Consider the following 24,155-nt stretch of genomic DNA (forward strand, 5'->3'; position numbering starts at 1 on the left):
AGCGTCGAGAGCGTTTCCTCTTTCTTCTCTTCGCGGAAACTCTCTATCTTCTTGTTTTTGCGCAATTCCGGACGGAAAACCGCCGCACACTTTTTGCTGGAATTGCGCTAGTCCGGTGCGTCGAAATCGGGCGCCACAGCCGCGATATTGTAGGCTTCGAGCCGTGCCGTCGGGGCGTAGGCCGTATCGAAGCTCAGTATCGTTGCAGTACCAGGCGTCACCGGCACGACACGTGAGGGCGGCAGCCCCAGGAAGGCGTGGCAGGCAGCGCGGATGACACCGCCATGGACGATGGCGAGCGTGTCGCCGTTGCACTTCTTCAGGCAGTCCCGCAACCCTTCGACGATGCGGGCGCAGAAATCCGCCCATGCCTCGCCGCTGTCGGGGGTGAAGGTGCCGGCGCGCCAGGCGAGATACTCGTGCGGACGCTCGGCCTCGAGCTCGTGCTTGATACGGCCGGTCCAGTTGCCCATATCGATCTCGCGCAGGCGCGGGTCGAGCGGCGCGTCGCCATAGCCGAGCAGGCTTGCCGTCTGGCGCGTACGGCCGAGGTCGGAGACCACGACGCGGTCGGGCGCCATCGCCCTGGCGAAGGACGCAAAACTCTCGACCTGCCTGATGCCCCGCGGCGATAGCGGCGCGTTGTCGTGGCCCTGGAGCCTGTGCTCGGCATTCCAGGTGGTCTCGCCATGGCGCACCATTACCAATCTCATCAGTCGATCCTTTCACCAGTCATTGCAAAAACCGCGCTCGGCTCGCCCAGGAAACTGAGGCGGATCTGGTCGCCGATCGCCGCGCTGAAATAGCCGTCGGCCATGGCGGTCAGCCGTTGGCCGTTGGAAAATGCCGTCACCATGGTGCGCCCTGCGATAGGGGCGGCTTCCTCGAAGCGCGCGGTGATCGCAGGTTGCCCCTCGATGTCGCCGACCTTGATGTCATGGGCGCGGTAGAGAAGCTGGACGCCGTCATGCGCCTTGGCGCGCTGCGCATCGGCCAGCCGCAGGCCATCATAGACGAGGCCACTGTCCTGTTTCGTCACCGAGATGAGATTGGCCGGCGGCGTGCCGAGGAAGGTGGCGACGAAGGTCGTGCGCGGGTTTTCCAAAAGCTCGAGCGGCGCGCCGAACTGGTCGACCTTGCCGTTATTGAGCACAGCGACATGGCTCGCCATTGTCATCGCCTCGACCTGGTCGTGGGTGACGTAGACAGAGGTTGCACCTGTGGCGCGGTGGATGCGCATCAGTTCGCTGCGCATCTCGATGCGCAGCTTGGCGTCGAGGTTGGACAAAGGTTCGTCGAACAACAGGATGCTCGGCTTAGGGCCGATGGTGCGGGCAATCGCCACGCGCTGCTGCTGGCCGCCGGAGATCTCGGCCGGGTAGCGTTCCTTCAGCGCCGAGATGCCAAGCAGACCGAGCACTTCGTCGACGCGCGCGGCACGATCCGCCTTGCTCCACTTGGCCACCTTGAGCGGCCACTCGATGTTGCCGGCGACCGTCATATGCGGCCACAATGCATAACTCTGGAAGACGAGGCCGGCGTCGCGGCCGCCGGCGTCGGCGACAAGGCCGCGCGTGCCGTCGGAGACGGTGCGGCCCATGAAGGCCATCTCGCCTTCGCTCGGTGTTTCCAGTCCGGCGAGCATCCTGAGCAGCGTGGACTTGCCGCAGCCGGACGGGCCGACAAGCACCAGGAACGCGCCCTGCGGCACCGAGATGTCGACATTGTCGACGGCGGTGAAGCCGCCGAAACGCTTGCTGACGTTGCGGATCGCGATCGCAGCCGGATTGCCGTTGGCGGGGTTCATGCGGATTTCCACTTCTGGACACGGTTCTGCAGGCGGTGCGCCAGGAGCGTGGCGATGACGCAGAGGACGAGGATCACCATGGTGATGGCGTTGGCGAACTGCATGAAGCCTTCGGCGGCATAGCGGTAGGCAAGCATGCTGAGCACCGGCGAGGTCGAGGTGAACAAAAGCACCACCAGCGACAGGTCGCGGACGATCTTGACGAAGACCAGCAGGGCGCCGGCGAGCAGGCCGCGGATGGCGAGCGGCATGATGATCGCGCCCATGCGGCGGAAGAAGCCGGCGCCGGTCAGTCGCGCGCTTTCCTCGATGTCGGCCGAGATCTGGCCGAGCACCGAGCGGCCCGACTGCACGGCATAAGGCAAAAGATGCGCCGAGGCTGCAAGCACCAGGAGGAGGAAGGTGCCGTAGAGCGACGGCAACGGTCCGATCGGCGCCCCGAACAGCGCGATATAGGCGGCGGCGAAGGCGATCGAGGGGATCAGGATCGGGGTGAACGAGACCTGGCCGAGGACGGTTGCGAGCACGCTGCCCTTGTTGCGGGCGATGGTGTGGGCCAGCGCCAGGCCGAGCGCCATGGTGGTGATCGCCACCGTGACAGCCAGCTTCAGCGTCATCCACAGCGCCTCGATCAGCACCGGATTGCGGAAGATGCCGGCCTGGCCCTGGGCCATGTCGGTGCCGCCTTCGCCGATCCAGAAATGCGTCGTCCAGTTGGAGAACAGCGAACCGTTCTGCAAGGCGAAGCTGGAGGCGGTGAGGATCAGCGCCGGCAGGAAGGTGGTGAGCAGGCAGAGCAGGACGGCGACTGCAAACAGTGGCCAGCGCCATCTGCCGAGCGGAAAGCGTTTGGTGCGGCCGCCCTTGCCGGTGACGGTGACGAGTTCTTGCGGCCGGCGACAAGGCGCTCGCCGAGCCAGAGGAAGGAGGCGGAGACGACGATCAGAAGCAGGGCGATGACGAAGCCGCGTTCGGTTTGGCCGGTCTCGATCATCCCGAACAGGCGCGTCGACAGCGTCTGCATCCTGACCGGCAGGCCGAGCAGGGCAGGGGCGGCGAAGTTGGAGACGGCACCGGCAAATGTCAGCGATGCGGCGGCGATCAGCGCCGGTGTGACCACCGGCAGGATGATGCCGAAGAAGATGCGCGAGCGCTTGGCACCCGCGACCTGCGCTGCCTCGACGAGATCGGCGCCGATGGAGCTCAAGGCCGCCGAGATGACGGTGAAAGCAAGCGAATAATAGTGGGCGATGAGCACGATCAATGTCGGCAACAGGCCCCAGGCGAGCCAATCGGGCACGATGTAGCCGTTCGCCTCGAAGAAGCCGACCGAGCCGCCGAGCCGGCTGTTGCGGAATAAAGCACCCCAGGCAAGGGCCGCGGCAAAGCTCGGGATCATGAAGGGCAGAGTGGCGAGCAGGCCGAGCGTCCTTGGCGCCGGCACGTCCGTGAGCACGACGAGCCAGGCAAGGAAGCCGCCCATCAGAAGGCAGCCTGTGGCAACGCCGATGCCGAGCAGCACCGTGTTCAAGAGCGGGCGCCACCACAGGTTTTCGGACATTTTCGAGGCCAGCACCGCCTGCCAGGCGTCAAGACCTTCGATGGTCAGCGTCGACAGGACAATCTTGACCAGCGGCGCGATGACCAGGATGCCGACGACAAGGATCAGGATGATGGGAACGAGTGTTTCGGAGCGCAAAAAGCCTCTCCGGGACAACACGGATGTTGTTACGGCGGACATGACATTCTTTCCGGGAATTGCAGTGCGCGGGCAACGGTGCCGCGGCAACACGAGACGGCGGACAACTGGGCACGGAGAACAGACCGGCGCCTCCCCCAAGGCGCCGGTCCGGCCGCGGTCATTGCAGCGTCAGCACCAGGTCTGCAATACGCTTGCGGGCAGCGGCTGTCTTCACCGGATCGATGCGCCAGGCCTTGAGCTCCTTGAGCGGCACGGAGTCGGCGTTGTCCTTGATCGACGGCCGCACGGCATAGTCGCCGGCGACGTTGAAGGGCTCGAAGGCCGGTCCGCCGGTGGCAGAATCGTCGCCCATCATGAAATCGATCAAAAGCCGCGCCGCCGCCGGGCTCGGCGCCTTGTCGACCAGTGCGAGAACCGCCGGGAACAGGATGCCGTTGGACGGCTCGACGTCGTTGGCGACCTGCAGTGCCCAGCCTTCCTTCTCGTTGTCGCGGCGGTCGGAATAGGTGGCGAAGCCGACTGGCGGGTTGTTGGCGGTCTTGTCGCCGATCGCCTTGTTGATGACATCGGAGTTGGGCACTAGGACGAGGTCGTTGGCAAAGAGGTCGCGGACGAATTGTTCGCCGGCGCCCTGCAGGTCGCTGTCGACTGATATCGGCTTGCCGAACTGCGCCTCATAGGCCTTGGCCATTTCGTCGGGGCGGAGCGAGAACTCGACCAAGAGGTCGAGCAGCTCGCCGCGCTGCAGAGGATCGACCATCAGCACGCGGCCCTTCCATTCCGGCGTCGTCAGTGCCCACAGGTTCTTGACCGGCGCGCCATTGGGATTGGCAACTTCGTTGTACATCAAAACCTTGGTCGACAGGCGCTGGGTCAGAAGCGGCGTCTTGTGCTCGTCGGCGAGTTCGCCCGCCACGCGTGGCGGAATGTAGGGCACGACACGGTTGGTCTTGACCAGGTCCTCATAGACCACCGGCGTGTCGGCGATGTAGAGCACGTCGACGGCGTTGACGCCGGCGGTCTGCTCGGCGACGACGCGGGCGATCTGCTTGACCGAGCTCATGTCGATGCCGACCAGGTCAATGCCGGGATAGGCCTCCTCGAATGCTTTCTCCACCTTGGCGATACGGCTCGACAGCGAGAAGACGGTGACCTTGCCTTCCTTCTGTGCCAGCGGCAGCAGTTCCTTGACGCTCATCGCGTCGAGTTCGGCGGCGCTTGCCGTCAGGGGCAGTATGGCGACCGCTGCAAACAGCGCCCATTTCATCGACTTGAGCATCTTTCCCTCCCAGGTTTTCTCAATCGAATTCGTCGAACAGGCCGGACAGGCGCTCCAGCGCGCCCATGACGCGGTTCTGGTGCCGGCCGGCGATGGTCAGAAGAATGGCGTTGACGATGGCGAACGGCACCGTCGGCGTCTGGAACTCGCTGCCCGAGCGGCCGCGCGGTGCCGCCAGCACGAGGTCGACAGCCGGCTGCATCATCGTGCCGGCGAGGTCGGTCACGAGCACCGCCTTGGCGCCCTGCGCGTGGCAATGCTCGACCAGTGGTGCATAGCTCGCTGGTTGCTTGCGGAAGGCGAGCGCCAGCACGAGGTCGCCCTGCTGCATGCCGACGACACGCTCGGCGATGTCGCGGCCACGGCCTTCGAGCACGATGGTGGTCATGCCGAAGCGGTCGAGCCGGCGGCGCAGGAACTGGGTGATCGACTGGGCATGGCCCTGGCCGAACAGGAAGATGCGTTTGGCATCGACGATCATGTCGGCGGCGCGGTTGATGCTGTCTTGCGAAACGGCAAGGCGGAGGTGCTCGAGCGCTGCGATCTCGCTGTCGATCAGGTCGAGCAGAAAGTCGCCATGCTCGACCTTGGCGACGGAGCGGCGCATTCGCTCGGCGGCGTCCTGGCTCTCGACAAGCTCGCGCTGCAGCTGTGAGCGCAGTTCTGGATAGCCCTTGAAGCCGAGCTTCTGGGCGAGGCGGGTCGTTGCCGCCTCATGCACGCTGGCGCGTTCGGCAAGCCGGGCGCTCGAGAGGAAGGCTGCCTCGGCGGCGTTTTCGAGCAAGGCCGAGACGAGCCGCTGGTCGGCCCCGGTGAGGCGGGTCGAATGGCTTTTGATGCGATCCAGCAGCGTCATCATCTTGCATCCATATTGCACTCGACTCTTAAGATGCAAGATATCTTGCAGTCAAGCGCAAAGGTTGCAAGATCAGACTTTCTGCCTTGCAGGGACCAGATGGCGGAAAACGAAAAAGGCGCCCTCGGGGCGCCTGGAGAGTTCGGACAGGCCGCAAGCCTATTTGTATTTCATGTAGCCGACGAAGCCGGTGATCCTCCAGCGGTCGTTCTGCTTGCGGCAGAAGTAGAGCGTCTGCCAGTTCAGCACGTCGTCGCTGCCGTCAGCGCGGCGGATGGTGCCGTCGAACTTCTTGCGCGCCAGGGCAACATCGCCTGATATGTCGATCTCGGTCAGGTTCGTGGCGCGGAAGATGCCGTCGGCAAGCGGCTCGGCATAGGCGGTTGCAGCCGTCTCGGCCGCCTGGCGCAGCCACTCGTCGCGATAGGTCCCGAGCGACGGAAAGGCGGCATTCCAGTCGTCAGGATTGGCAGCGTTGTGGGCATGGATGCCGAGGAAGCGCTGTTCGTCGAAGTCGTCCGCGACCATCGACCAGTCCTGATCGACAAAGGCTGCGATATCGCGCTCGACCAGCATCTCCCAGATCCGGGCGCGGTCGATGTCGTCGGGGAAGGGGTTCTGCCTGGAGTTCATTCAGTCACCTAGGGGAAGTCTTGGGTCGTCGACCTTCAGCATACTGAGGCTTTGCTTGATGCGGCGCAGACCTTCGAGCACGTTGGTGCCGCGGGATTCGGCGGTGGCTGTCGCGATCATGTCGAGGATGGCGAGCAGGGCGAAACGCGATGAGGTTGGCTTGTAGATGTTGCCGTCCTCGATCGGCTGGAACGGGATGACGATGTCGGCGACTTTGGCCAGTGCCGATCCGGGCGCGGTTATGGCCACGGTCTGCGCGCCATATTGGCGGGCGACCTGCACGGCATCGATCACCGACTTGGCATGGCCGGAAACGGAGAAGGCAACGACGGTCGACTCGGGTCTGGCGACCGCCGCGTACATGCGCTGCAGCTGGCCGTCGACCTGGGCCACGGCAGACAGGCCGAGGCGAAACAGGCGGTTCTGCAACTCCGTCGCCATCATCGATGAGATGCCGCCGGAGCCGAAGCACAAGATGTGCGGCGAGGCCGAAAGCCGCTCGGCCACCGAGATCAGCGTGCCCATGTCGAGACTGTCCGAAGCGCGCTGGATCGCCACGACAGCGGCTTCGGTGACGGCGGAGGCGATGCGCTGCTCGCGTGCGTCGCGGCTCAGCGGCTCGGGCTTGAGATACTGGCCGCCGATGGCGATGGCCTGTGCCAGGAAGAACTTGAAATCGCGCACGCCGTCGCAGCCGAGGTTGCGACAGAAGCGGGTAACCGTCGGTTCGCTGACGCCGACACGCGCGGCGATCTCCGAAATGGCGGCCTTGGAAGCGAAGTCGAGATCCGACAGCACAAGGCTGGCCAGGCGCTTGTCGGACTTGGAGCCGTCCTGCGCCATGACCTGAAGCCGGGTGATGATGTCGGCGATGTTGCTCATACGGGCAGGCCGGTTGCCTTGTCGAAAAGATGGATGTTTCTGGGATCGGCGGTCACCGGCAGCGTCTCGCCCGGCTTGACCGACACGCGGTCGCGGAACACGGCGCGCACCTGCTCGCCGCCGACCGCGCCATAGATGTGCGTCTCGGAACCGGTCGGCTCGACGACGTCGATCCTGAGCTTCATCGCCGCATCGGTGCCGCTGATGACGAAGTGCTCCGGCCGGATGCCCGCCTCGACCGCGCCTGCGAAGGCCGACGCGCGGCCGCCGTTCAGCTTCAGTCTTTCGCCGTCGGCCGTCTCGAAATAGGCGCCCGCCGCACCGAGCCTGCCCGAGACGAAGCTCATCGACGGCGAGCCGATGAAGCTCGCGACGAACTTGTTGGCCGGTCTGTCGTAGAGTTCGAGCGGTGCACCCACCTGCTGGATCTTTCCCTGGTTCATGACGACGATGCGGTCGGCCATGGTCATGGCCTCGATCTGATCGTGTGTCACGTAAACCACCGTCGATTTCAAGCGCTGATGCAGCGCCTTGATCTCGGTGCGCATCTGGACGCGCAACTGGGCGTCGAGATTGGAAAGCGGTTCGTCGAACAGGAACACCGAGGGTTCGCGCACGATGGCGCGGCCCATGGCGACGCGCTGGCGCTGGCCACCGGAGAGCTGGCGCGGATAGCGGTCGAGATAGGAATGCAAGTTGAGGATGGCAGCGGCGTTCTTCACCTTGGCATCGATCGCCGCCGCTGCCTCACCTCTGATCTTCGGGCCGAAGCCGATGTTTTCGGCCGCGGTGAGATGGGGAAACAGCGCATAGGACTGGAAAACCATGGCGATGTTGCGCTTCTGCGGCGGCAGGTCGTTGGCGCGCACGCCGCCGATCAGAAGATCGCCATGGCTGATCGGTTCGAGCCCAGCCAGCATACGCAGCAAGGTCGACTTGCCGCAGCCGGAGGGGCCGACGAGCACGACGAACTCGCCGCTCGGAATGTCGAGATTGATGTTGTCGAGCACGCTGTGCTGGCCGAACGACTTGGACAGGTTGCGGAAGGTCACGCCGGTCATGGTCTTCACGCTCCCAATATGTCGTCGATGAAAGGCAGGCAGCCGGCGGTCAGCCCGGCGTCGACAGGCAGCACGGTGCCGGTAATGCCTGAGGCGCGCGGCGAGGCGAGGAAAGCGACCGCTTCGGCCACCTCCTGCGCATTGACGATGCGGCCAAGCGGATAGAGCCGCTGCAGCTTGCCCAGGATCGCGGGGTCCTTGGCAAGGCGATGATCCCAGGCGGGCGTATGGATAGAGCCCGGGCAGACGACGTTGGCGCGGATGCCCTGGCGGCCGTGCTCGACAGCAATGGCGCGCGACAGGGCATTGATGCCGGCCTTGGCAGCCGCATAGGCCGGATTGCCGAAGTGCGACAGCGCGTTGACCGAGGAGATGAAGACGAAGGTACCCGAGGCGCGCTTGACCATCGGCTTGAGCAATGCGTTGGTGAGGCTGGCGACGCCGGTCAGGTTGAGGTCGATCTCGGTTTCGATCCGCTCCTGGGTCAGCGTCGGCATGGTTTCGGCGCGCGTCCAGCCGGCATTGTTGATGACGATGTCGGGCACGCCGTCAGCTTCGACCAGCTTGCGCGAGGCGGCTTCCAGTCTGGCGCGATCGGTCAGGTCGAAGCTGTGGCGGCCGGCGAGATCGAGCCCGTCCATCGCTTCGATCGACTGGTCGCAGCCGATGACGCGGGCGCCACGCGCGGCAAAAATAGTTACCAGCACCCGGCCGAGGCCGCCGCCGGCTCCGGTGATCAGGACGGACTTTTGCCGAAACTCGTCGTCTAGGTTCAATTCTGTGCTCCCACAGCGATCTTGGCCGCTTTCTGCCTTCAGGACTATGGCTGAAAATGTAATTAAGCAACAAAGAAAATCGCTTGATATGCCGAAAATCGCCGATAATGTAAGAAAGTCACTTAATCAAACAGGCGCGTGAAGCGCTGGAGGAGCGGGCCTGCGCCCGCGGGAGCAAGGGAACACCGACATGGCGATTTCAAAGTGGAAGAGCGGCCTGCTGGCCGGGTTGAGCGTGCTGGCCTTGGCAGCCCAGGCGAATGCCGGCGAGGTCCGGGTGACGGTCGCCGAATACAGCTCGAAGACCGGCCCCTATTTCCAGGAAGTGGAAAAGGCGTTCGAGGCGGCCAATCCCGGCATCGACGTCAAGTTCGAGGTCGTGCCGTGGGATGTGCTGCTGCAGAAGCTGACCACCGACATCACCGCCGGCACCAATGCGGACCTGTCGATCATCGGTACGCGCTGGCTGATCGACTTCGTCCAGCAGGACGTCGCTGAGCCGCTCGACAGCTACATCACGCCCGACTTCAAGGGCCGTTTCATCGATACCTTCCTGTCGCCCTCGATCATGGACGGCAAGACCTACGGCCTGCCGATCGCCGCTTCGGCGCGCGCCATGTATTACAACAAGGAACTGCTCGAAAAGGCAGGTGTCGCCAACCCGCCGGCGACCTGGGCCGAGCTCAAGGACGCTGCCGCCAAGATCAAGGCGCTGGGCGGCGAGAACTATGGCTACGGCTTGCAGGGCAAGGAAATCGAGACCGACGTCTATTATTATTACGCGATGTGGTCGCAGGGCTCGGAGATCCTCGACAAGGATGGCAGCTCGGGCCTCGACAGCGCCGGCGCCATCGAGGCGGCCAAGCTCTACAAGTCGCTGATCGACGAGGGGCTGACCCAACCCGGCGTCACCTCCTATGCGCGTGAGGACGTGCAGAACCTGTTCAAGCAGGGCAAGGTCGGCATGATGATCACAGCCCCCTTCCTGTCCAACCAGATCAAGGAAGAAGCGCCGAACCTGAAATATGGTGTCGCTGCCATCCCGGCTGGACCGACGGGTGCACGCGGTACCTATGGCGTCACCGATTCCATTGTCATGTTCAAGAACTCGAAGAACAAGGACGAGGCCTGGAAGCTGCTCGACTTCCTGTTCCAGACCGACTGGCGCGCCAAGTTCACCCAGGGCGAGGGCTTCCTGCCGGTGAACAAGGAAGAGGCCAAGATGGACTACTACGTCAACAACGCCGACCTCGCCGCCTTCACGGCACTCCTGCCCGACGCCCGCTTCGCGCCGGTCATTCCGGGCTGGGAAGAAATCGCCCAGATCACCTCTGATGCGATGCAGAAGGTCTATCTTGGCGAGGGCGATCCGGAAGCCCTTCTCAAGGAAGCAGCGGCCAAGGCCGACGGCATCCTGAAGAAGTAGTCTCTTCTCCCTTCCGCCGGTGGCGCACTGGGTGCGCCGCCGGTTCCCTTTCCCGTGCTCCGGCCAAGGCTCTCATGCACAATCGCGCCCTGCCATATCTGCTGACGCTGCCGAGCCTGATCCTGGCCGCGGTGGTGATCTTCTGGCCCGTCGTCGACCTGATCCAGATCGCCACCCACGACGTCAGCCGCTTCGGCCAGCTGCGCGACTTCAACGGCGTGGCCAATTTCTCGGCGCTGGTCGCCGATCCCGATTTCATCAAGGCGCTGCTGCGGACCGGGGTGTGGACGGCCGCCGTGGTTGGCGGCGCGCTCCTGGTCTCGATCCCCGTGGCGGTCATCCTCAACACTGACTTCTACGGCCGCTCGGTGGCGCGGGTCATCGTCATGCTGCCCTGGGCGGTGTCACTGACGATGACGGCCATCGTCTGGCGCTGGGCGCTGAACGGCGAAAGCGGCATGCTGAACTCTGCCCTGCGCGGGCTCGGCCTCGCCGACCAGAACATCCAGTGGTTGGCTAGTGCTGCGACCGCATTCCCGATGCAGATCATGATCGGCATCTTGGTGACGGTGCCGTTCACCACCACCATCTTTCTGGGTGGGCTGTCGTCGATCCCCGACGACCTCTACGAAGCCGCCGCCCTCGAAGGTGCGGGGCCGGTGCAGCAGTTCAAGCGGATCACTTTTCCGCTGCTCAAACCCTTCGTCAACATCGCCATCGTGCTCAACACGATCTATGTCTTCAATTCGTTCCCGATCATCTGGGTGATGACGCAAGGCGGGCCGGCCAATTCGACCGACATCCTCGTCACCCATCTCTACAAGCTGGCTTTCCGTGTTGGCAAACTCGGCGAGGCCTCGGCCGTCTCGCTGGTGATGCTGGCGATCCTGCTCGTCTTCACCGCCATCTACATCAGGCTCGCCATGCGGGGAGAACGGGCATGATCTCGCCGAAGCTCAAGCGCACCTTCATCGCCTGGGCGCTGCTCGCGCCGCTGGTCGTGGTCACGCTGTTCCCGTTCGCGGTGATGTTCCTGACCGCCGTCAAGCCGGCCCAGGAAGTGCTGACGCCAAGCTGGTGGCCGAGCGAATTCCGCTGGCGCAATTTCTACGACATGTGGGTCGCGGCCGGTTTCGGCCAGGCGCTGGTCAACTCGTTGCGCGTGTCGCTGATCGCCACCATCGGCGCCATCCTCGTCTCTATTCCCGCCGCCTATGCCATGTCGCGTTTCCGCTTTGCCGGGCATGGCGCCTTCCGGCATTTCCTGCTTGTGTCGCAGATGATCTCGCCGATCGTGCTGGTGCTCGGCCTGTTCCGGCTGCTCGCCTCCTTCGGTCTTGTCGAAAGCCTGAATGCCGTCGGCGGCGTCTACATGGCCTTCAACATCGCCTTCACCGTGTGGATGCTGCAGAGCTATTTCGACACCATCCCGCGCGATCTCGAGGAAGCCTCGTGGATGGAAGGTGGCAGCCGCTGGCTGACCCTGCGCAAGGTGTTTTTGCCGCTCTGCGTGCCGGCAATCGCCGTCACCGCCATCTTCACCTTCATCAATGCGTGGAACGAGTTCGTCGTCGCACTGACCATGCTGCGCAGCCAGGAAAGCTACACGCTGCCGATCCAGGTGTTTTCGCTCGTCGCCGGCCGCTATACCGTCGAATGGCACTACGTCATGGCTGCAACGCTCGTCGCCACCGTGCCGGTCGCCATCCTGTTCGTCTGGCTGCAGCGCTACCTGGTCCGCGGGCTGGCCCTCGGCGCCGTCAAGTAACCCTTACCTCCCGACAACAAAGAAACGAACCCAAGATGCGCATCTTCACCGCCTCGCTGGCGACAGAAACCAATACCTTCTCGCCGGTGCCGACAGACCGTGCATCGTTCGAGATGGCGTTCTATGCCGGACCGGGCCAGCATCCGGAGACGCCGACCTTGTGCTCGTCGCCGATCGTGGCGCTGCGCCGTCGCGCCGAGGCCGATCGCCTGACCGTCATCGAGGGCACGGCGACCTGGGCCGAGCCGGGCGGACTGGTGCAGCGCCAGACCTTCGAGGCGCTGCGCGACGAGATCCTCGACCAGCTCCGGAGTGCCATGCCTGTCGATGCCGTCATCCTCGGCCTGCACGGCGCCATGGTGGCGCAGGGTTATGACGACTGCGAAGGCGACCTGCTCGCCCGGGTCCGTGACATCGTCGGGCCCGACGTCGTTGTTGCTTCCGAGTTCGATCCGCACAGCCATCTGACGCCGAAACGCGTCGCCGCCTGCAACGTGCTCGCGGCCTTCCTCGAGTTCCCGCATACCGATTTCTATGAGCGCGGCGAACATGTCGTCGAGCTTGGACTGGCCGCTGCGCGCGGCGAGATCAAGCCAGTCATCTCGACCTTCGACTGCCGCATGATCACGGTGTTGCCGACCAGCCGCGAGCCGATGCGCTCCTTCGTCGACCGCATCAAGGCGCTGCACGGCAAGGACGGCATCCTGTCGGTGTCGGTTATCCATGGTTTCATGGGCTCCGACGTGCCGGAGATGGGTTCGCGCATCGTGGTCGTCACCGACAATGACAAGGCCAAGGGCGATGCGCTGGCCGAAAAGCTCGGCCGCGAACTCTATGCAATGCGCGAAAAGACGGCGATGGAGATGCTCGACACTAACGCCGGCATCGACCGGGCGCTGGCCGCGCGCAAGGCCAACCCGACCAAGCCTGCCGTCATTGCCGACGTCTGGGACAATCCGGGCGGCGGCGTTGCCGGCGACGGCACCTTCGTTCTGCGCCGGATGCTGGAGCGTGGCCTCGACAAGGTTGGCGTCGCCACCATCTGGGATCCGATCGCGGTGACCTTCTGCCATGCCGCCGGCGAAGGCGCCATCATCGACCTGCGCTTCGGCGGCAAGGCAGGCCCGCAGGCCGGCGAGCCGATCGACGCCAGGGTTCAGGTGCTGAAGACGGTCGAGGAAGGCTGGCAGAGTTTCGGGCCGAGCCGCGTCACGCTTGGGCTGACGGCTCTCGTGCGGATCGTGGGCACCGAGGTCGACGTCATCCTCAACACCAACCGCACCCAGACTTTCGAACCCGACATTTTCTCAAATCTCGGCGTTGATCCTGCGGACAAGGACATTTTGCTCGTCAAGTCGACCAACCATTTCTATGCCGGTTTCGCGCCGGTGGCGGCCGAGATCGTCTATGTCGACGCGCCGAGCTCCTATCCGAGCAATCCGCGCGTGACCAATTACACCAAGCTTGTCCGTCCGATCTGGCCCCGGGTGAGCGATCCCTGGGCGTGAGCGGCGGGGCGTTTAGCCCCGCCTGTCGTTTCGTCAGGTCGCTGGCCGGAACGGCTTGGCGAGCGAGGCCGGGAAGTGCAGCGCCAGCATCTGGCGGTTCTGCGAGATGATGACCAGCACCACGATCGTTGCCAGATAAGGCAGGGCGGAGAGCAGTTCCGAAGGCACCGCGATACCAAGCGCCTGGCCCTGCAGCTGCAGGATGGTCATGCCGCCGAACAGCCAGGCGCCGAGCAGCACGCGCAGTGGTCGCCATGTCGCGAAGACAACCAGCGCCAGCGAGATCCAGCCCTTGCCGGCGGTCATGTTCTCGACCCAGAGTGGGGTGTAGGCAACCGACAGATAGGCGCCGGCAAGTCCGGCCATCAGCCCGCCGAACAGCACGGCGAGATAGCGGATCCTGATCACCGGATAGCCGATGGCATGCGCCGTCTCGGGTGACTCGCCGATGGTGCGCAGCACCAGCCCGCCCTTGGTGCGGTACAGGAACCAACTGATGACGAAGAACATGATGATGGCGAAATAGACCATCGGGTCGAAGCGGAACAGCATCGGCCCGATCACCGGAATGTCGGAGAGATAGGGGATGTAGATCTTCTTCAGTGCGTCGATCGGCGCCGAGCCGAAATTGCGACCGAGAAATGCCGACACGCCCGAGCCGAAGATGGCGAGCGCCAGGCCGGCGGCATACTGGTTGGTCAGGAAGGTCAGCGCCAGCACGCCGAACAGCAGCGATGCGGCGGCCCCTGCAAGCGCGCCGGCCAGGATGGCGACCGGCATCGGCAGCCCGGCGACGATGGCCCAGAAGGCGAAGGCGGCACCCATCAGCATCATGCCTTCGATGCCGAGGTTGAGGACGCCCGATTTCTCGACGACGAGTTCGCCGAGCGCTGCAAAGATCAATGGTGTTGCGGCAATGATGGTGCCGGTGAAGATGGCAATGAACAAGTCCATCAGGCATGCTCCGGAATGCGGCGAAGCCGGTAGAAGATGAAGAAGTCAGCGGCAAGCAAGAAGAACAGCAATATGCCTTGGAAGATGCGGGTGAGCGCAGCCGACAGGCCGAGGTTCATTTGCACTGCTTCGCCGCCGAGGAACAAGAGCGACATCAGCAATCCGCCCAGCACGATGCCAAAAGCGTTAAGACGGCCGATGAAGGCGACGATGATCGCCGCGAAACCATAGCCGGGCGAGATTTGCGGCGACAGCTGTCCGAGCGGGCCGGAGACCTCGGCCATGCCGGCGATGCCAGCGGCAGCGCCACCGGCAAGCAAACCGGTCCACACGGCAGCGGATTCGCGGAAGCCGGCGTAGCGTGCTGCCAGAGGGGCTGCGCCCGAGACCGACATCTTGTAGCCAAGGAAGCTGCGGTCAGTGAACAGCCACATCAGGAACACTGCGACCACGGTGATGAACACCGAGGCGTTGAGCCGGTAGGCATAGTCGAAAGGCTCGAACATCGCCGCCGCCGACAGCAGGGCCGTCTGCGGATAGTTGAAGCCGGCCGGGTCGCGCCAGGGGCCGTGCACCAGCCACGACAACAAGAGCGTCGCGATATAGGTCAGCATCAGCGTGACCAGGATTTCGTTGGTGTTCATCCGCGCCCTGAGGAAGGCGGGGATGGCGGCCCAGGCCATGCCGGCGATGGCGCCGGCGAAGAACATCAGCGGCAGCAGCAGCCAGCTGTCGGGATTGGGGTAGAACAAGCCCACGCCGCAGGCGGCGAGGGCGCCGATGATCAACTGGCCCTCGGCGCCGATGTTCCAGACATTGGCGCGGAAGCCGACGGCAAGGCCGCAGGCGATGAGGATGAGCGGCGACGCCTTGAGCAGCCACTCGGACAGCCCGTTCAGCGAATTGAGCGGGGTGATGAAGAAGGCTTGCAATGTCGCCAGCGGGTCGTAGCCGAGCACGGCAAACAAAAGCGAGCCGACGAGAAGGGTGAGCACGGTCGCGATGACCGGCGCCGCCACCCGCATCCTGGCGGATGGTTCCGGTCTTTGTTCAATCCTGAATCGCAACTTCGCCTCTCCCATTGGTGCCGTTGCCGCGGTCGACCCTTGTCATCAGCAGGCCGATTTCCTCGCGGTTGGTTTTTGTCCTGATCAGTGGCGGCGAGACCTGGCCCTGGCAGATGACAAGCAGCCGGTCGCAGATCTCGAACAGTTCGTCGAGCTCCTCCGAAATCACCAGCACGGCCGCGCCCGACCGGCTCAGATCGACAAGCGTCTGGCGGATGAAGGCGGCGGCGCCGACGTCGACACCCCAGGTCGGCTGCGCCACCAGGAACAGCTTCGGTTCGAGCGCGATCTCGCGGCCGACGATGAATTTCTGCAGGTTGCCGCCCGACAGGCTCTGGGCGCTCGACTGCGGGCCGTTGGCCTTGACCTTGAAACGCTCGATGATCTTGGCGGCGAAGCTGTTTGCCTGCTTGCGGTCGACGAGACCGTTGCGCACCAGGCCGGAGCGGTGGGCCGTCAGCACGGCGTTCTGCCACAGCGCGTGCGGCGGCACCGCGCCGCGGCCAAGCCGCTCTTCCGGCACGAAGGCCATGCCGAGTTTGCGCCTTTCGCTGGCGTTGAGATGGGCCGCAGCCTTGCCGCCGATCTGGATCGACAGCGCATTGGCATGTGTCCGTTCGCCGCTGAGCAGCGAGATCAGCTCGGCCTGGCCGTTGCCGGAGACGCCGGCAAGCCCGACGATCTCGCCACCGCGTACCTCGAAGGAGACGTTCTTGAGTTCGACGCCGTATTTGTCGCGGGCAGGGGCGGTGAGCCCGCGCACCTCGATCACCGGTTTGTCGCTCGGCACCGAGGGTGAGACGTGCATTTCGGGCAGCTCGGCGCCGACCATCAGCCGCGCAAGTTGCGCCGAGGTGCTTTCCTTGGGTCTTGCGGTGCCGGTGACCTTGCCGTTGCGCAGCACTGTCGCGGTGTCGCAGAGCTCCTGCACTTCATCGAGCTTGTGGCTGATGTAGACGATCGAACAGCCTTCGGCGGCGAGCTGGCGCAGCGTCTCGAACAGCTTGACGACGGCCTGCGGCGTCAGCACCGAGGTCGGCTCGTCGAGGATCAAAAGCTTCGGCGCCTGCAGCAGGCAGCGCACGATCTCGACGCGCTGGCGCTCGCCGACGGACAGGTCGTGGACGCGGCGATAGGGGTCGATCGGCATGCCGTAGCGGTTCGACAGTTCAGTGATCTGGCGCGCCAGCGTGTCGAGGTCGAAGCTGCTCGACACCGCAAGTGCGATGTTCTCGACCACGGTGACCGATTCAAACAGCGCGAAATGCTGGTAGACCATTTCGATGCCGAGCGCGCGCGAGGTCGCCGGGGTGTGCGCGGCAATGGGCTTGCCGTCGCAGAAGATCTCGCCGGAATCCGCCTGGGCGGCGCCGTAGATGATCTTCATCAGGGTCGATTTGCCGGCGCCGTTTTCGCCGAGCACGGCGTGGATTTCGCCTGGCATGATCGACATCGAGATGTCGTCATTGGCGATGATGCCGGGATAACTTTTGGTGATGTTGCGCAATTCGAGGCGTGGGGGCATAGCCGGGTCCTGCCGTGAGGGTTGGACGGTGCGCAGCCATAGACCAACCGGGGCGGTGCATGACCCCGAAAATCGGAACCGATTTTCGGGAAGGATCGTGCACCCGTTTTAAGCGCTACAGCGTCCTTTGCGTGTCCAACTGGACACCAGGCGCTGTAGCGCCCCGGTGGAATTGCTAGCGGTTGCGAGGGAGGATCAGGCGAGCTTGCCGATCATTCCCTTGACGAACCAGTTCATGCCGCGGATGTCGGCATCGGCCAGCACGCTGCCGGCCGCGACCTTGACGTTGCCGTCCTGGTCCTTGAGTTCGCCGGCATAGGGGTGGATCTTGCCGGAGCCGATGTCCGCCTCGAGCTGCTTGAGCTTGGTGATCACGTCGGCCGGGATCGCCTCATTGTAAGGCGCCATCTTGACGACGCCACCGGCCAGGCCGTCCCAGCGCGCCTCGGGCTTCCAGGTGCCCGCGGCAACGCCCTTGGCGGCGCCGACATAGTCGCTCGACCAGTCGAGGGTGAAGGCGGTGAGCTGCTTGCCCGAGCCGAACTTGGCCATGTCGCTGGCGTAACCAATCGACCATGCGCCGCCTTCGCCGGCAACCTGCACGCCGGTGGCGGTATCGGTCATCGAGCAGATGATGTCGCAGCCCTGCGACAAAAGCGTGTTGGCGGCTTCCTTTTCCTTGCCCGGATCGAACCAGGAATTGAGGAAGATGGCGTTGCAGGTGGCCTCGGGATTGACGCTCTGGGCGCCGAGCAGAAGCGCGTTGGCCGGGCCGACGATGTCGGGGATCGGAAAGCCGCCGATGAAGCCGATCTTGCCATTCTTGCTCATATGCGCGCCGGCGGCACCGGCAACGAAAGTGCCTTCGTAATACTTGGCCTCGAAGGTGCCGAGATTGGCGAGGTGGACGATACCGGAGCAATGCTCGAAGGCGACCTTCGGGAAGCGCGGCGCCACCTTCTGCATCGGCGTGCCATGCGAGAAGGAGGTGCCGAAGATCAGTTGGTTGCCGGAAGCGGCGAGCTCGCGGAAGACGCGTTCGGCGTCCTGCGGCATGAAGATGTTGTCGATGACGGTGAGCGCCACCTTGTCGCCGAACTCGGCCTTGATGGCATCGACGCCAAGGCTGTGCTGCTTGGTCCAGCCGATGTCGGCGATCGGCGAGACGTAGACGACGCCGATCTTGAGCGGCTCCTGGGCGCTGGCGATGCCGGCAAGGCCGCTGGTGCCGAGTGCCGCGCCCGCGGCACCGGAATATTGCAGAAATTGCCGTCTGGTCAGATTGAACATGGTGGTAACCCTCTGTTGGTTGGATGCGCCCGGCTTTGTGCCGGGTCTATTTTACGACGTGGACATGGGTGTGCGTCCGTGCCCCGCCATTCTCTCCTGCCTTCTTTCTTGGTGCCGGTTTCGGCGGCTCGCCTGCCTTGCCGTCGAGATAGGGTTCGAGCGCTTCGCGTGGCGTCAGCTCGGGAAAGACCTGGCGGTCCATGATGTAACCGCGCACGACGGAGCGGTGGTGCGCGTCGATCAGCTCCATTGCCGGCTTGAGCCGGCCCTTTTCGAGAAGTTCGATGAGCTTGGCGTGGTCGTCAAGCAGGTTGCAATAGTCGAAGTCGGCGGTGATCAGCGAACGCAGCAAGGTGGTGCGGCGGACCAGCTGGGCGTGAATTTCCTGCATCACCTTGTTGCGGCTTAGGCGCACGAAGACGGTGTGGAACTCCTGGCCGAGCACGTCGGCGAGTGCGTCGTTGCCTGAAGCCACGGCCTTGCGCTGGCGCTCGACATGCTGGCGCAGTTCGGCCCAGCCGGCAGGCCCGAGACGGTCGCTCAGCTGGGCGGCGACGCCCTGTTCGACAAGGGTCAGCGCGTCATAGATCTCCATCGCGTCCTGCATGCTGGGACGGGCGACGAAGGCGCCGCGGTTGCGCTCGATTTGGGCAAGGCCGTCGTCGGCAAGGCGGATCAGCGACTGGCGGATGACGATGCGGCTGACGTCGAAGACCTCCGACAGCTCGCGCTCGCCAAGCTTGCAGCCGGGCACGAGGCGGTGATCGAGGATCGCCCGCGTCAGTATGTCGGCAATGGCCTGCGAGCGGTTGCTCATGGCGTTCTCCTTCCCGCCAGCGCCTTTGGCTTGCTTGACGGCCAGCCCGGGTTCGCGCCACGCCGGCGGCGTCGCATATCCGGGGTTACGGTTTCCATATCGGTATTCAATCGCTGGCGCCTGTCAACCAAAATTCTCACATCGGCATGCAATTTCTTATTGATTGATATCCAATCCTGTGTTTCCAATGAGGACATAACAGAGCTAGGTTCACGGGGAAGTGCTAGCCAACAGGGAGGGTGCGATGAGCACAGCAGCCCTTTGTAGCGACAGAGTCCTGCTTAACGATTGGCATGTGGTTGCGGACCTCGCCAACCTGTCGGTCGGCGCGCCGTTTCACACCCGTCTGCTGGGCGTCGACATCACCATCCATTGCCGCGGGCGCTACAACAAGGAAGTCGTCCGCGACGACACCGGCGCCCTGGTCACTTCGACCAAGCGCTACGGTTTCCTCTGGGCCTGCCTCGGCAAGCCGGAGCGCGACATCGTTTTTGTGCCGGAGGCCGAGGAAGGCGATCGGTATCTCGTCACCGGTGGCTCGATCGCGGTCAAGGTGTCGGGCTTGAGGATGGTCGAGAACTTTCTCGACATGGGCCATTTCCCCTTCGTTCACACCGGCTGGCTCGGCGACGAGCCACATACGGAGGTCGCGCCCTACAAGGTCGAGCTGACGGCCGCCGACGAGCTGGTCGCGACCGAATGCAAGTTCTACCAGCCGGTGGCTTCGCCGACGGCCAAGGGAGGTTTTGTCGTCGACTACATCTACAAGGTGACCCGGCCCTACACGGTGGCGCTCTACAAGAGCAATCCGGTGCAGAAGGATCGGCTCGACGTCATCACCCTGTTCGTCCAGCCGGTCGATGAGGACAATTGTGTTGCCCATCCCTTCCTTGCCTACCTCAAGGATGGGATCGACGAGGCTGGCATTCGCAGCTTCATGCAGCTGATCTTCGCCCAGGACAAGCCGATCCTGGAGAACCAGGTGCCCAGGCGCCTGCCACTCGACCCTCGCGCTGAAACGCCCATCCGGGCCGATGCCGTCGCCGTGCTGTACCGGCGCTGGCTGCGCGACAAACCGGTCACTTACGGCGCAATACCGGCGCGGATGTGATCCGCACCCTTTGTGAAGGATATGCATATGACCAAGACGCGATGCACGGATCAGGTGATCCTCGACCTCTGGCACCCGCTGGCCGCCCTGTCGGAAGTGGCAGCTGGTGTCGTCGTCGACACGGTGCTGCTCGAGGAGCGTCTCAGCTTTGCCATTGACGGTGAGGGAAATGCGGCTGTCTGGCGCGATCGCGCCGATCTCGCCGAGGGCAGCCCTGTCGATATTGCCGTCATTTCCGGCAAGCTGCCGCTGAAGCTCGCCTATGGCTACATCTGGACCTCGCTCGGCAACCCGCCGGCCGACTTGTTCCCGATTCCGGAGTTTGACGAGGTCGATCGCCGCAAGCTCAACGCCGCCACTTTTGGCGTCAATGTCTCGGCGCCGCGGGCGATCGAGAACTTTCTCGATATGGGCCACTTCCCCTATGTCCACACCGATATCCTCGGCGCCGAACCGCACACGGAAGTGAAGGAATACGATGTCGAGATTTCCGTCGATCGCGACGAAATCCTGGCGACACGCTGCCGCTTCTTCCAGCCGATGGCATCGACGGCCTCGGACGGCGGCGCCGACGTCGACTACATCTACCGCGTGCCGCATCCCTATTGCTCGGTGCTCTACAAGTCGAGCCCGCTCGACGAGAGCCGCCTCGATGTCATCGCCGTCTTCCTGCAGCCTATCGACCAGGAGCATGTCCGCGCCCACATGCTGCTGTGCGTGCTGGACGAAGACAATGAGGACAAGGTCATCAAGCGCTTCCAGCAGACCATCTTCGGGCAGGACAAGCCGATTCTGGAAAACCAGTTCCCGAAGCGCCTGCCGCTCGATCCGCGCGCCGAAACACCAATCCGTGCCGACAAGTCGGCGATCGCCTATCGCCGGTGGCTGAGCCAGAAGGGCGTGACCTACGGGGTCATCCCGGCCGCCACCTGAGCGCCTGAGGGCGCCAACGAAAAGATCTTAGCGAGGACCATATGCTCGACCTAGCCAAATCCAGATGGCATCCCATCGCCGCGGCGCACGACCTTCCGTTGCGTCATGTTTTCCACGGCCAGCTGCTCGGCCGCGAGTTCGCCGTCTGGCGTGCCGATGATGGATACGTCAACATCTGGGAAAACCGCTGCCTGCATCGCGGCGTCCGCCTGTCGATCGGCATCAATGATGGCCGCGAGCTGAAGTGCCAGTACCATGGTTGGCGCTACTCGAACCGCACGGCCGGCTGCACCTACATCCCGGCGCACCCGGCCGACGCACCGGCTCGCACCATCACCAACCGCACCTTTGCCGCCATCGAGCGTTACGGTCTCGTCTGGTCGGCGGAAGAACCGCAGGGCGAAGTGCCGGAGGTGGCAGGGCTCGCCGAGGGTCGGCTGCTGGCGCTGCGCGGCATCCCGGTCAATGCGCCGGCCGACGTGGTCGCCGCCAGGCTGAAGGGCTACCGCTTCCAGCCGAGCGGCAGGATCGACGGCTCCGCCGCCAAGGTCGCGGTCGAAGCTGCAAGCACCTTTTCGGTGGTGCTGCGTTCGAGCGAGGCTGATGCCACCACGCTGGCCGTGTTTTTCGTCCAGCCGGTCGATTCCAATCGCTCGGTGATCCGTGGCGTGCTCGACGGGCAGGTCGAAGGCGCTGCGCGCCTTGCCGTGCTGCGCCATCACAATGAGCTGCTCTCCAGGCTGCGTCTGGCGGTCGAGGCCGAGGCGGCGCGCGAGCCGGCACCGGCGCCGCTGGAGCCGGTGATCGAGCGTGTCTCGCCCGAACTCGCCGAGATGCCCGAGGAGAGCAAACACGGCCGCAAAGCGACGATCCGTGTCGAGGTCGCCAGGAAGTGGCTGGCAGCCGATGGTATCGCCGGCTTCGAGCTTCGCCCGATCAAGGGCCTGCTGCCGACCTTCCAGCCCGGCGCCCATATCGACGTGCACCTGCCCAATGGGCTGATCCGGCAATATTCGATCACCAACGGCCCGGGCGAAAGCGACAGCTACGTCATCGGCGTCAAGCTGGAGCGCGATTCCAAGGGCGGGTCGACCTGCCTGCACGAGACAGTGCGCGAAGGCGACGTGCTGGCGATTTCCGAGCCGCGCAACAATTTCCCGCTGCGCCGCGACTCGGTGAAGACCATCTTCATCGCCGGCGGTATCGGCATCACGCCGTTGCTCGCCATGGCCCAGGCGCTCAACAACCAGAACCTGGTGCATGAGCTGCACTACTTTGCCCAGAACGAAGCGCAGCTTGCCTTCCCGGAGAAGACCAGCACGCTCGGCGCCTCGCTCAAGCCGCATCTCGGCCTTTCGCCAGACCAGACCGGCGCCAAGCTGCGCGAGATCCTCAGCGGCTACGGTCCCGACAAGCATGTCTATCTCTGCGGTCCCGGCCCGATGCTGGAGGCGGCGCGTCATATCGCGGCTGAGATGGGCTGGCCCGAAACGGCGGTGCATTTCGAATACTTCAAGAACACCAATGTCATCGACGACAGCACCAGTTTCGAGGTGGCGCTGGCGCGCTCCTGCATGACGCTGACGGTGCCCGCCGGCAAGACGATCCTCGAGGTGATGCGCGACGCCGGCATCGACATGCCGTCTTCCTGCGAGCAGGGCGCCTGCGGCACCTGCCTCGCCACCGTCATCGAAGGCGAGCCCGACCACCAGGACGTCTATCTCAACGATGCCGAGCGCAAGTCCGGCACCAAGATCATGACCTGCGTGTCGCGTGCCAAGTCGGCGCGGCTTGTGCTCGACCTCTAGGAGTTTTTGATGATCACGCTCTACGACTACGAACTGTCGGGCAACTGCTACAAGCTGCGCCTTTTGATGAGCATGCTCGGCGTCGACTGGAAGACGGTGCCGGTCGATTTCTACCCCGGGCGCGAGCACAAGTCGGACTGGTTCCTCAGGATCAATCCGCTCGGCCAGCTGCCTGTCATCGACGACGACGGGCTTATCCTGCGCGACGCCCAGGCGATCCTCGTCTACCTCGCCTCGAAATATGACGCGGCGGGAACCTGGTACCCGCGCGACAATCCCGCCCTGCTCGGCGAGGTCAGCCAGTGGCTGGCCTTTGCCGACGGCATCACCGCCACCGCATCCGCCGCCCGCCTGCACGACGCTCTGTTCTACGACTTCGACGTCGAGGCGGCCCGCACTGGCGCGCACCGGCTGTTCCGCATTCTCGATGAGCATCTGTGGTTCGGCGAGCAGGAGGGGCGCGACTGGATCTGCTCGGCGTCACACCCGACGATCGCCGACATCGCCTGCTTCCCCTACATCATGCTGTCGGAAGAGGGCGGCATTTCAAGACAGGACTATCCGGCGATCCGCCGCTGGTGCGATCGGGTCAAACGCATCAAGGGCTTCACGGTCATGTCCGGCGTGTTCCCCGCAGGGCCTGCCAAGGCGGCCTGAAGTCAGAAGACAACATTCAAGCCGGTGACATGCACGGCTGACAATCCAGATTTGGGAGTGAGAAGAAAATGAAAACCCGCGCCGCCGTTGCCGTTGGAGCCGGAAAGCCGCTCGAGATCATGGAGGTGGACCTCGAGGGGCCGCGCGAGGGCGAGGTGCTGGTCGAGATCAAGGCGACCGGCATCTGCCACACCGACGAATTCACGCTGTCGGGCGCCGATCCCGAAGGCATCTTCCCGGCCATTCTCGGCCATGAGGGTGCCGGCGTCGTCGTCGATGTCGGCAAGGGTGTCAC

The 24,155-nt window shown here is 64.1% G+C and carries 24 protein-coding genes; 9 read left to right on the forward strand and 15 right to left on the reverse strand.

The features are described from left to right. Positions 1-107 precede the first annotated feature (107 nt). From HNQ95_RS07740 to HNQ95_RS07780, 10 genes are all read right to left on the reverse strand, one after another. Positions 108-713 (reverse strand): histidine phosphatase family protein, encoded by a 606-nt coding sequence (locus HNQ95_RS07740; protein WP_067957442.1) that lies wholly within the window; start codon positions 711-713, stop codon positions 108-110. Then, positions 713-1,807 carry an ABC transporter ATP-binding protein gene (locus HNQ95_RS07745; protein WP_182573804.1) on the reverse strand — a complete coding sequence of 365 codons (1,095 nt, stop codon included), beginning with the start codon at positions 1,805-1,807 and terminating at the stop codon, positions 713-715. Before HNQ95_RS07745 ends, HNQ95_RS07740 begins: the two co-directional genes overlap by 1 nt. Next, the gene (locus HNQ95_RS33585) at positions 1,804-2,547 is read right to left on the reverse strand and encodes an ABC transporter permease (protein ID WP_246340615.1); all 744 of its coding nucleotides are present in this window, start codon (positions 2,545-2,547) and stop codon (positions 1,804-1,806) included. The genes HNQ95_RS07745 and HNQ95_RS33585 overlap by 4 nt, the downstream gene beginning before the upstream one ends. 23 nt (positions 2,548-2,570) lie before the next feature. Continuing rightward, entirely contained in the window at positions 2,571-3,506 is a 936-nt protein-coding gene (locus HNQ95_RS33590; protein WP_246340616.1) for an ABC transporter permease, read from the reverse strand. A 160-nt stretch (positions 3,507-3,666) separates the two neighbouring features. Further along, entirely contained in the window at positions 3,667-4,788 is a 1,122-nt protein-coding gene (locus HNQ95_RS07755) for an ABC transporter substrate-binding protein (protein ID WP_182573805.1), read from the reverse strand. Between the two features lie 19 nt (positions 4,789-4,807). Continuing rightward, positions 4,808-5,647 carry a MurR/RpiR family transcriptional regulator gene (locus tag HNQ95_RS07760; RefSeq protein ID WP_210283728.1) on the reverse strand — a complete coding sequence of 280 codons (840 nt, stop codon included), beginning with the start codon at positions 5,645-5,647 and terminating at the stop codon, positions 4,808-4,810. 156 nt (positions 5,648-5,803) lie between these two features. Then, positions 5,804-6,277, reverse strand: coding sequence for a hypothetical protein (locus HNQ95_RS07765; RefSeq protein WP_067957455.1), 474 nt, complete (start codon positions 6,275-6,277; stop codon positions 5,804-5,806). Next, positions 6,278-7,159: a MurR/RpiR family transcriptional regulator gene (locus HNQ95_RS07770; protein WP_067957457.1), complete on the reverse strand. Its 882-nt coding sequence runs from the start codon at positions 7,157-7,159 to the stop codon at positions 6,278-6,280. Continuing rightward, a complete protein-coding gene (locus HNQ95_RS07775; RefSeq protein WP_067966113.1) occupies positions 7,156-8,220 on the reverse strand; it encodes an ABC transporter ATP-binding protein in 1,065 nt (354 codons plus the stop codon). The genes HNQ95_RS07770 and HNQ95_RS07775 overlap by 4 nt, the downstream gene beginning before the upstream one ends. Positions 8,221-8,225: 5 nt before the next feature. Then, the gene (locus HNQ95_RS07780; protein WP_182573807.1) at positions 8,226-8,996 is read right to left on the reverse strand and encodes an SDR family oxidoreductase; all 771 of its coding nucleotides are present in this window, start codon (positions 8,994-8,996) and stop codon (positions 8,226-8,228) included. 190 nt (positions 8,997-9,186) lie between these two features. Between HNQ95_RS07780 and HNQ95_RS07785 the strand changes: the two genes are divergently transcribed. The 4 genes from HNQ95_RS07785 to HNQ95_RS07800 all read left to right on the forward strand — a co-directional run bounded on the left by HNQ95_RS07785 (position 9,187) and on the right by HNQ95_RS07800 (position 13,698). After that, entirely contained in the window at positions 9,187-10,422 is a 1,236-nt protein-coding gene (locus tag HNQ95_RS07785) for an ABC transporter substrate-binding protein (protein ID WP_154385637.1), read from the forward strand. A 74-nt stretch (positions 10,423-10,496) separates the two neighbouring features. Continuing rightward, positions 10,497-11,366: a carbohydrate ABC transporter permease gene (locus tag HNQ95_RS07790; protein ID WP_154385636.1), complete on the forward strand. Its 870-nt coding sequence runs from the start codon at positions 10,497-10,499 to the stop codon at positions 11,364-11,366. Further along, positions 11,363-12,190: a carbohydrate ABC transporter permease gene (locus HNQ95_RS07795; protein WP_067957467.1), complete on the forward strand. Its 828-nt coding sequence runs from the start codon at positions 11,363-11,365 to the stop codon at positions 12,188-12,190. The genes HNQ95_RS07790 and HNQ95_RS07795 overlap by 4 nt, the downstream gene beginning before the upstream one ends. A 35-nt stretch (positions 12,191-12,225) precedes the next feature. Further along, positions 12,226-13,698, forward strand: a complete 1,473-nt coding sequence (locus HNQ95_RS07800) for a M81 family metallopeptidase (protein WP_182573808.1) — start codon at positions 12,226-12,228, stop codon at positions 13,696-13,698. 33 nt (positions 13,699-13,731) lie between these two features. Here the strand turns inward: HNQ95_RS07800 and HNQ95_RS07805 are convergent, their stop codons facing one another. The 5 genes from HNQ95_RS07805 to HNQ95_RS07825 all read right to left on the reverse strand — a co-directional run bounded on the left by HNQ95_RS07805 (position 13,732) and on the right by HNQ95_RS07825 (position 19,351). Beyond that, positions 13,732-14,652 (reverse strand): ABC transporter permease, encoded by a 921-nt coding sequence (locus HNQ95_RS07805; RefSeq protein WP_083948481.1) that lies wholly within the window; start codon positions 14,650-14,652, stop codon positions 13,732-13,734. Further along, a complete protein-coding gene (locus HNQ95_RS07810; protein ID WP_154385634.1) occupies positions 14,652-15,719 on the reverse strand; it encodes an ABC transporter permease in 1,068 nt (355 codons plus the stop codon). Before HNQ95_RS07810 ends, HNQ95_RS07805 begins: the two co-directional genes overlap by 1 nt. Next, entirely contained in the window at positions 15,703-17,244 is a 1,542-nt protein-coding gene (locus tag HNQ95_RS07815) for an ABC transporter ATP-binding protein (protein WP_182573809.1), read from the reverse strand. Before HNQ95_RS07815 ends, HNQ95_RS07810 begins: the two co-directional genes overlap by 17 nt. Positions 17,245-17,439: 195 nt before the next feature. Next, positions 17,440-18,534, reverse strand: coding sequence for a BMP family ABC transporter substrate-binding protein (locus HNQ95_RS07820; protein ID WP_182573810.1), 1,095 nt, complete (start codon positions 18,532-18,534; stop codon positions 17,440-17,442). 46 nt (positions 18,535-18,580) lie between these two features. Continuing rightward, on the reverse strand, positions 18,581-19,351 hold the full coding sequence (locus tag HNQ95_RS07825) for a GntR family transcriptional regulator (RefSeq protein ID WP_067957483.1): 771 nt from the start codon (positions 19,349-19,351) through the stop codon (positions 18,581-18,583). Between the two features lie 244 nt (positions 19,352-19,595). Here HNQ95_RS07825 and HNQ95_RS07830 point away from each other — a divergent pair, with 244 nt between their 5' ends. From HNQ95_RS07830 to HNQ95_RS07850, 5 genes are all read left to right on the forward strand, one after another. After that, positions 19,596-20,462 (forward strand): aromatic ring-hydroxylating oxygenase subunit alpha, encoded by an 867-nt coding sequence (locus HNQ95_RS07830; protein WP_182573811.1) that lies wholly within the window; start codon positions 19,596-19,598, stop codon positions 20,460-20,462. Positions 20,463-20,489: 27 nt separating this feature from the next. Further along, positions 20,490-21,395 carry an aromatic ring-hydroxylating oxygenase subunit alpha gene (locus HNQ95_RS07835; protein WP_067957489.1) on the forward strand — a complete coding sequence of 302 codons (906 nt, stop codon included), beginning with the start codon at positions 20,490-20,492 and terminating at the stop codon, positions 21,393-21,395. Between the two features lie 41 nt (positions 21,396-21,436). Further along, a complete protein-coding gene (locus HNQ95_RS07840) occupies positions 21,437-23,203 on the forward strand; it encodes a Rieske 2Fe-2S domain-containing protein (RefSeq protein WP_182573812.1) in 1,767 nt (588 codons plus the stop codon). 9 nt (positions 23,204-23,212) lie between these two features. Next, a complete protein-coding gene (locus HNQ95_RS07845) occupies positions 23,213-23,860 on the forward strand; it encodes a glutathione S-transferase family protein (RefSeq protein WP_067957496.1) in 648 nt (215 codons plus the stop codon). Between the two features lie 68 nt (positions 23,861-23,928). Then, on the forward strand, positions 23,929-24,155 hold a 227-nt coding region (locus tag HNQ95_RS07850; protein WP_182585778.1), incomplete at its 3' end, for an alcohol dehydrogenase catalytic domain-containing protein.

Source organism: Aminobacter ciceronei, from assembly GCF_014138625.1.
Taxonomy (GTDB): Bacteria; Pseudomonadota; Alphaproteobacteria; order Rhizobiales; family Rhizobiaceae; genus Aminobacter; species Aminobacter ciceronei.

Bases quoted from the DNA above. Each gene is read 5' to 3' on its own strand.
- HNQ95_RS07740 (WP_067957442.1), bottom strand. From the start codon at position 713: ATGAGATTGGTAATGGTGCGCCATGGCGAGACCACCTGGAATGCCGAG.
- HNQ95_RS07745 (WP_182573804.1), bottom strand. From the start codon at position 1,807: ATGAACCCCGCCAACGGCAATCCGGCTGCGATCGCGATCCGCAACGTC.
- HNQ95_RS07755 (WP_182573805.1), bottom strand. From the start codon at position 4,788: ATGCTCAAGTCGATGAAATGGGCGCTGTTTGCAGCGGTCGCCATACTG.
- HNQ95_RS07760 (WP_210283728.1), bottom strand. From the start codon at position 5,647: ATGATGACGCTGCTGGATCGCATCAAAAGCCATTCGACCCGCCTCACC.
- HNQ95_RS07765 (WP_067957455.1), bottom strand. From the start codon at position 6,277: ATGAACTCCAGGCAGAACCCCTTCCCCGACGACATCGACCGCGCCCGG.
- HNQ95_RS07770 (WP_067957457.1), bottom strand. From the start codon at position 7,159: ATGAGCAACATCGCCGACATCATCACCCGGCTTCAGGTCATGGCGCAG.
- HNQ95_RS07775 (WP_067966113.1), bottom strand. From the start codon at position 8,220: ATGACCGGCGTGACCTTCCGCAACCTGTCCAAGTCGTTCGGCCAGCAC.
- HNQ95_RS07785 (WP_154385637.1), top strand. From the start codon at position 9,187: ATGGCGATTTCAAAGTGGAAGAGCGGCCTGCTGGCCGGGTTGAGCGTG.
- HNQ95_RS07790 (WP_154385636.1), top strand. From the start codon at position 10,497: ATGCACAATCGCGCCCTGCCATATCTGCTGACGCTGCCGAGCCTGATC.
- HNQ95_RS07795 (WP_067957467.1), top strand. From the start codon at position 11,363: ATGATCTCGCCGAAGCTCAAGCGCACCTTCATCGCCTGGGCGCTGCTC.
- HNQ95_RS07800 (WP_182573808.1), top strand. From the start codon at position 12,226: ATGCGCATCTTCACCGCCTCGCTGGCGACAGAAACCAATACCTTCTCG.
- HNQ95_RS07805 (WP_083948481.1), bottom strand. From the start codon at position 14,652: ATGGACTTGTTCATTGCCATCTTCACCGGCACCATCATTGCCGCAACA.
- HNQ95_RS07815 (WP_182573809.1), bottom strand. From the start codon at position 17,244: ATGCCCCCACGCCTCGAATTGCGCAACATCACCAAAAGTTATCCCGGC.
- HNQ95_RS07820 (WP_182573810.1), bottom strand. From the start codon at position 18,534: ATGTTCAATCTGACCAGACGGCAATTTCTGCAATATTCCGGTGCCGCG.
- HNQ95_RS07825 (WP_067957483.1), bottom strand. From the start codon at position 19,351: ATGAGCAACCGCTCGCAGGCCATTGCCGACATACTGACGCGGGCGATC.
- HNQ95_RS07830 (WP_182573811.1), top strand. From the start codon at position 19,596: ATGAGCACAGCAGCCCTTTGTAGCGACAGAGTCCTGCTTAACGATTGG.
- HNQ95_RS07835 (WP_067957489.1), top strand. From the start codon at position 20,490: ATGACCAAGACGCGATGCACGGATCAGGTGATCCTCGACCTCTGGCAC.
- HNQ95_RS07840 (WP_182573812.1), top strand. From the start codon at position 21,437: ATGCTCGACCTAGCCAAATCCAGATGGCATCCCATCGCCGCGGCGCAC.
- HNQ95_RS07845 (WP_067957496.1), top strand. From the start codon at position 23,213: ATGATCACGCTCTACGACTACGAACTGTCGGGCAACTGCTACAAGCTG.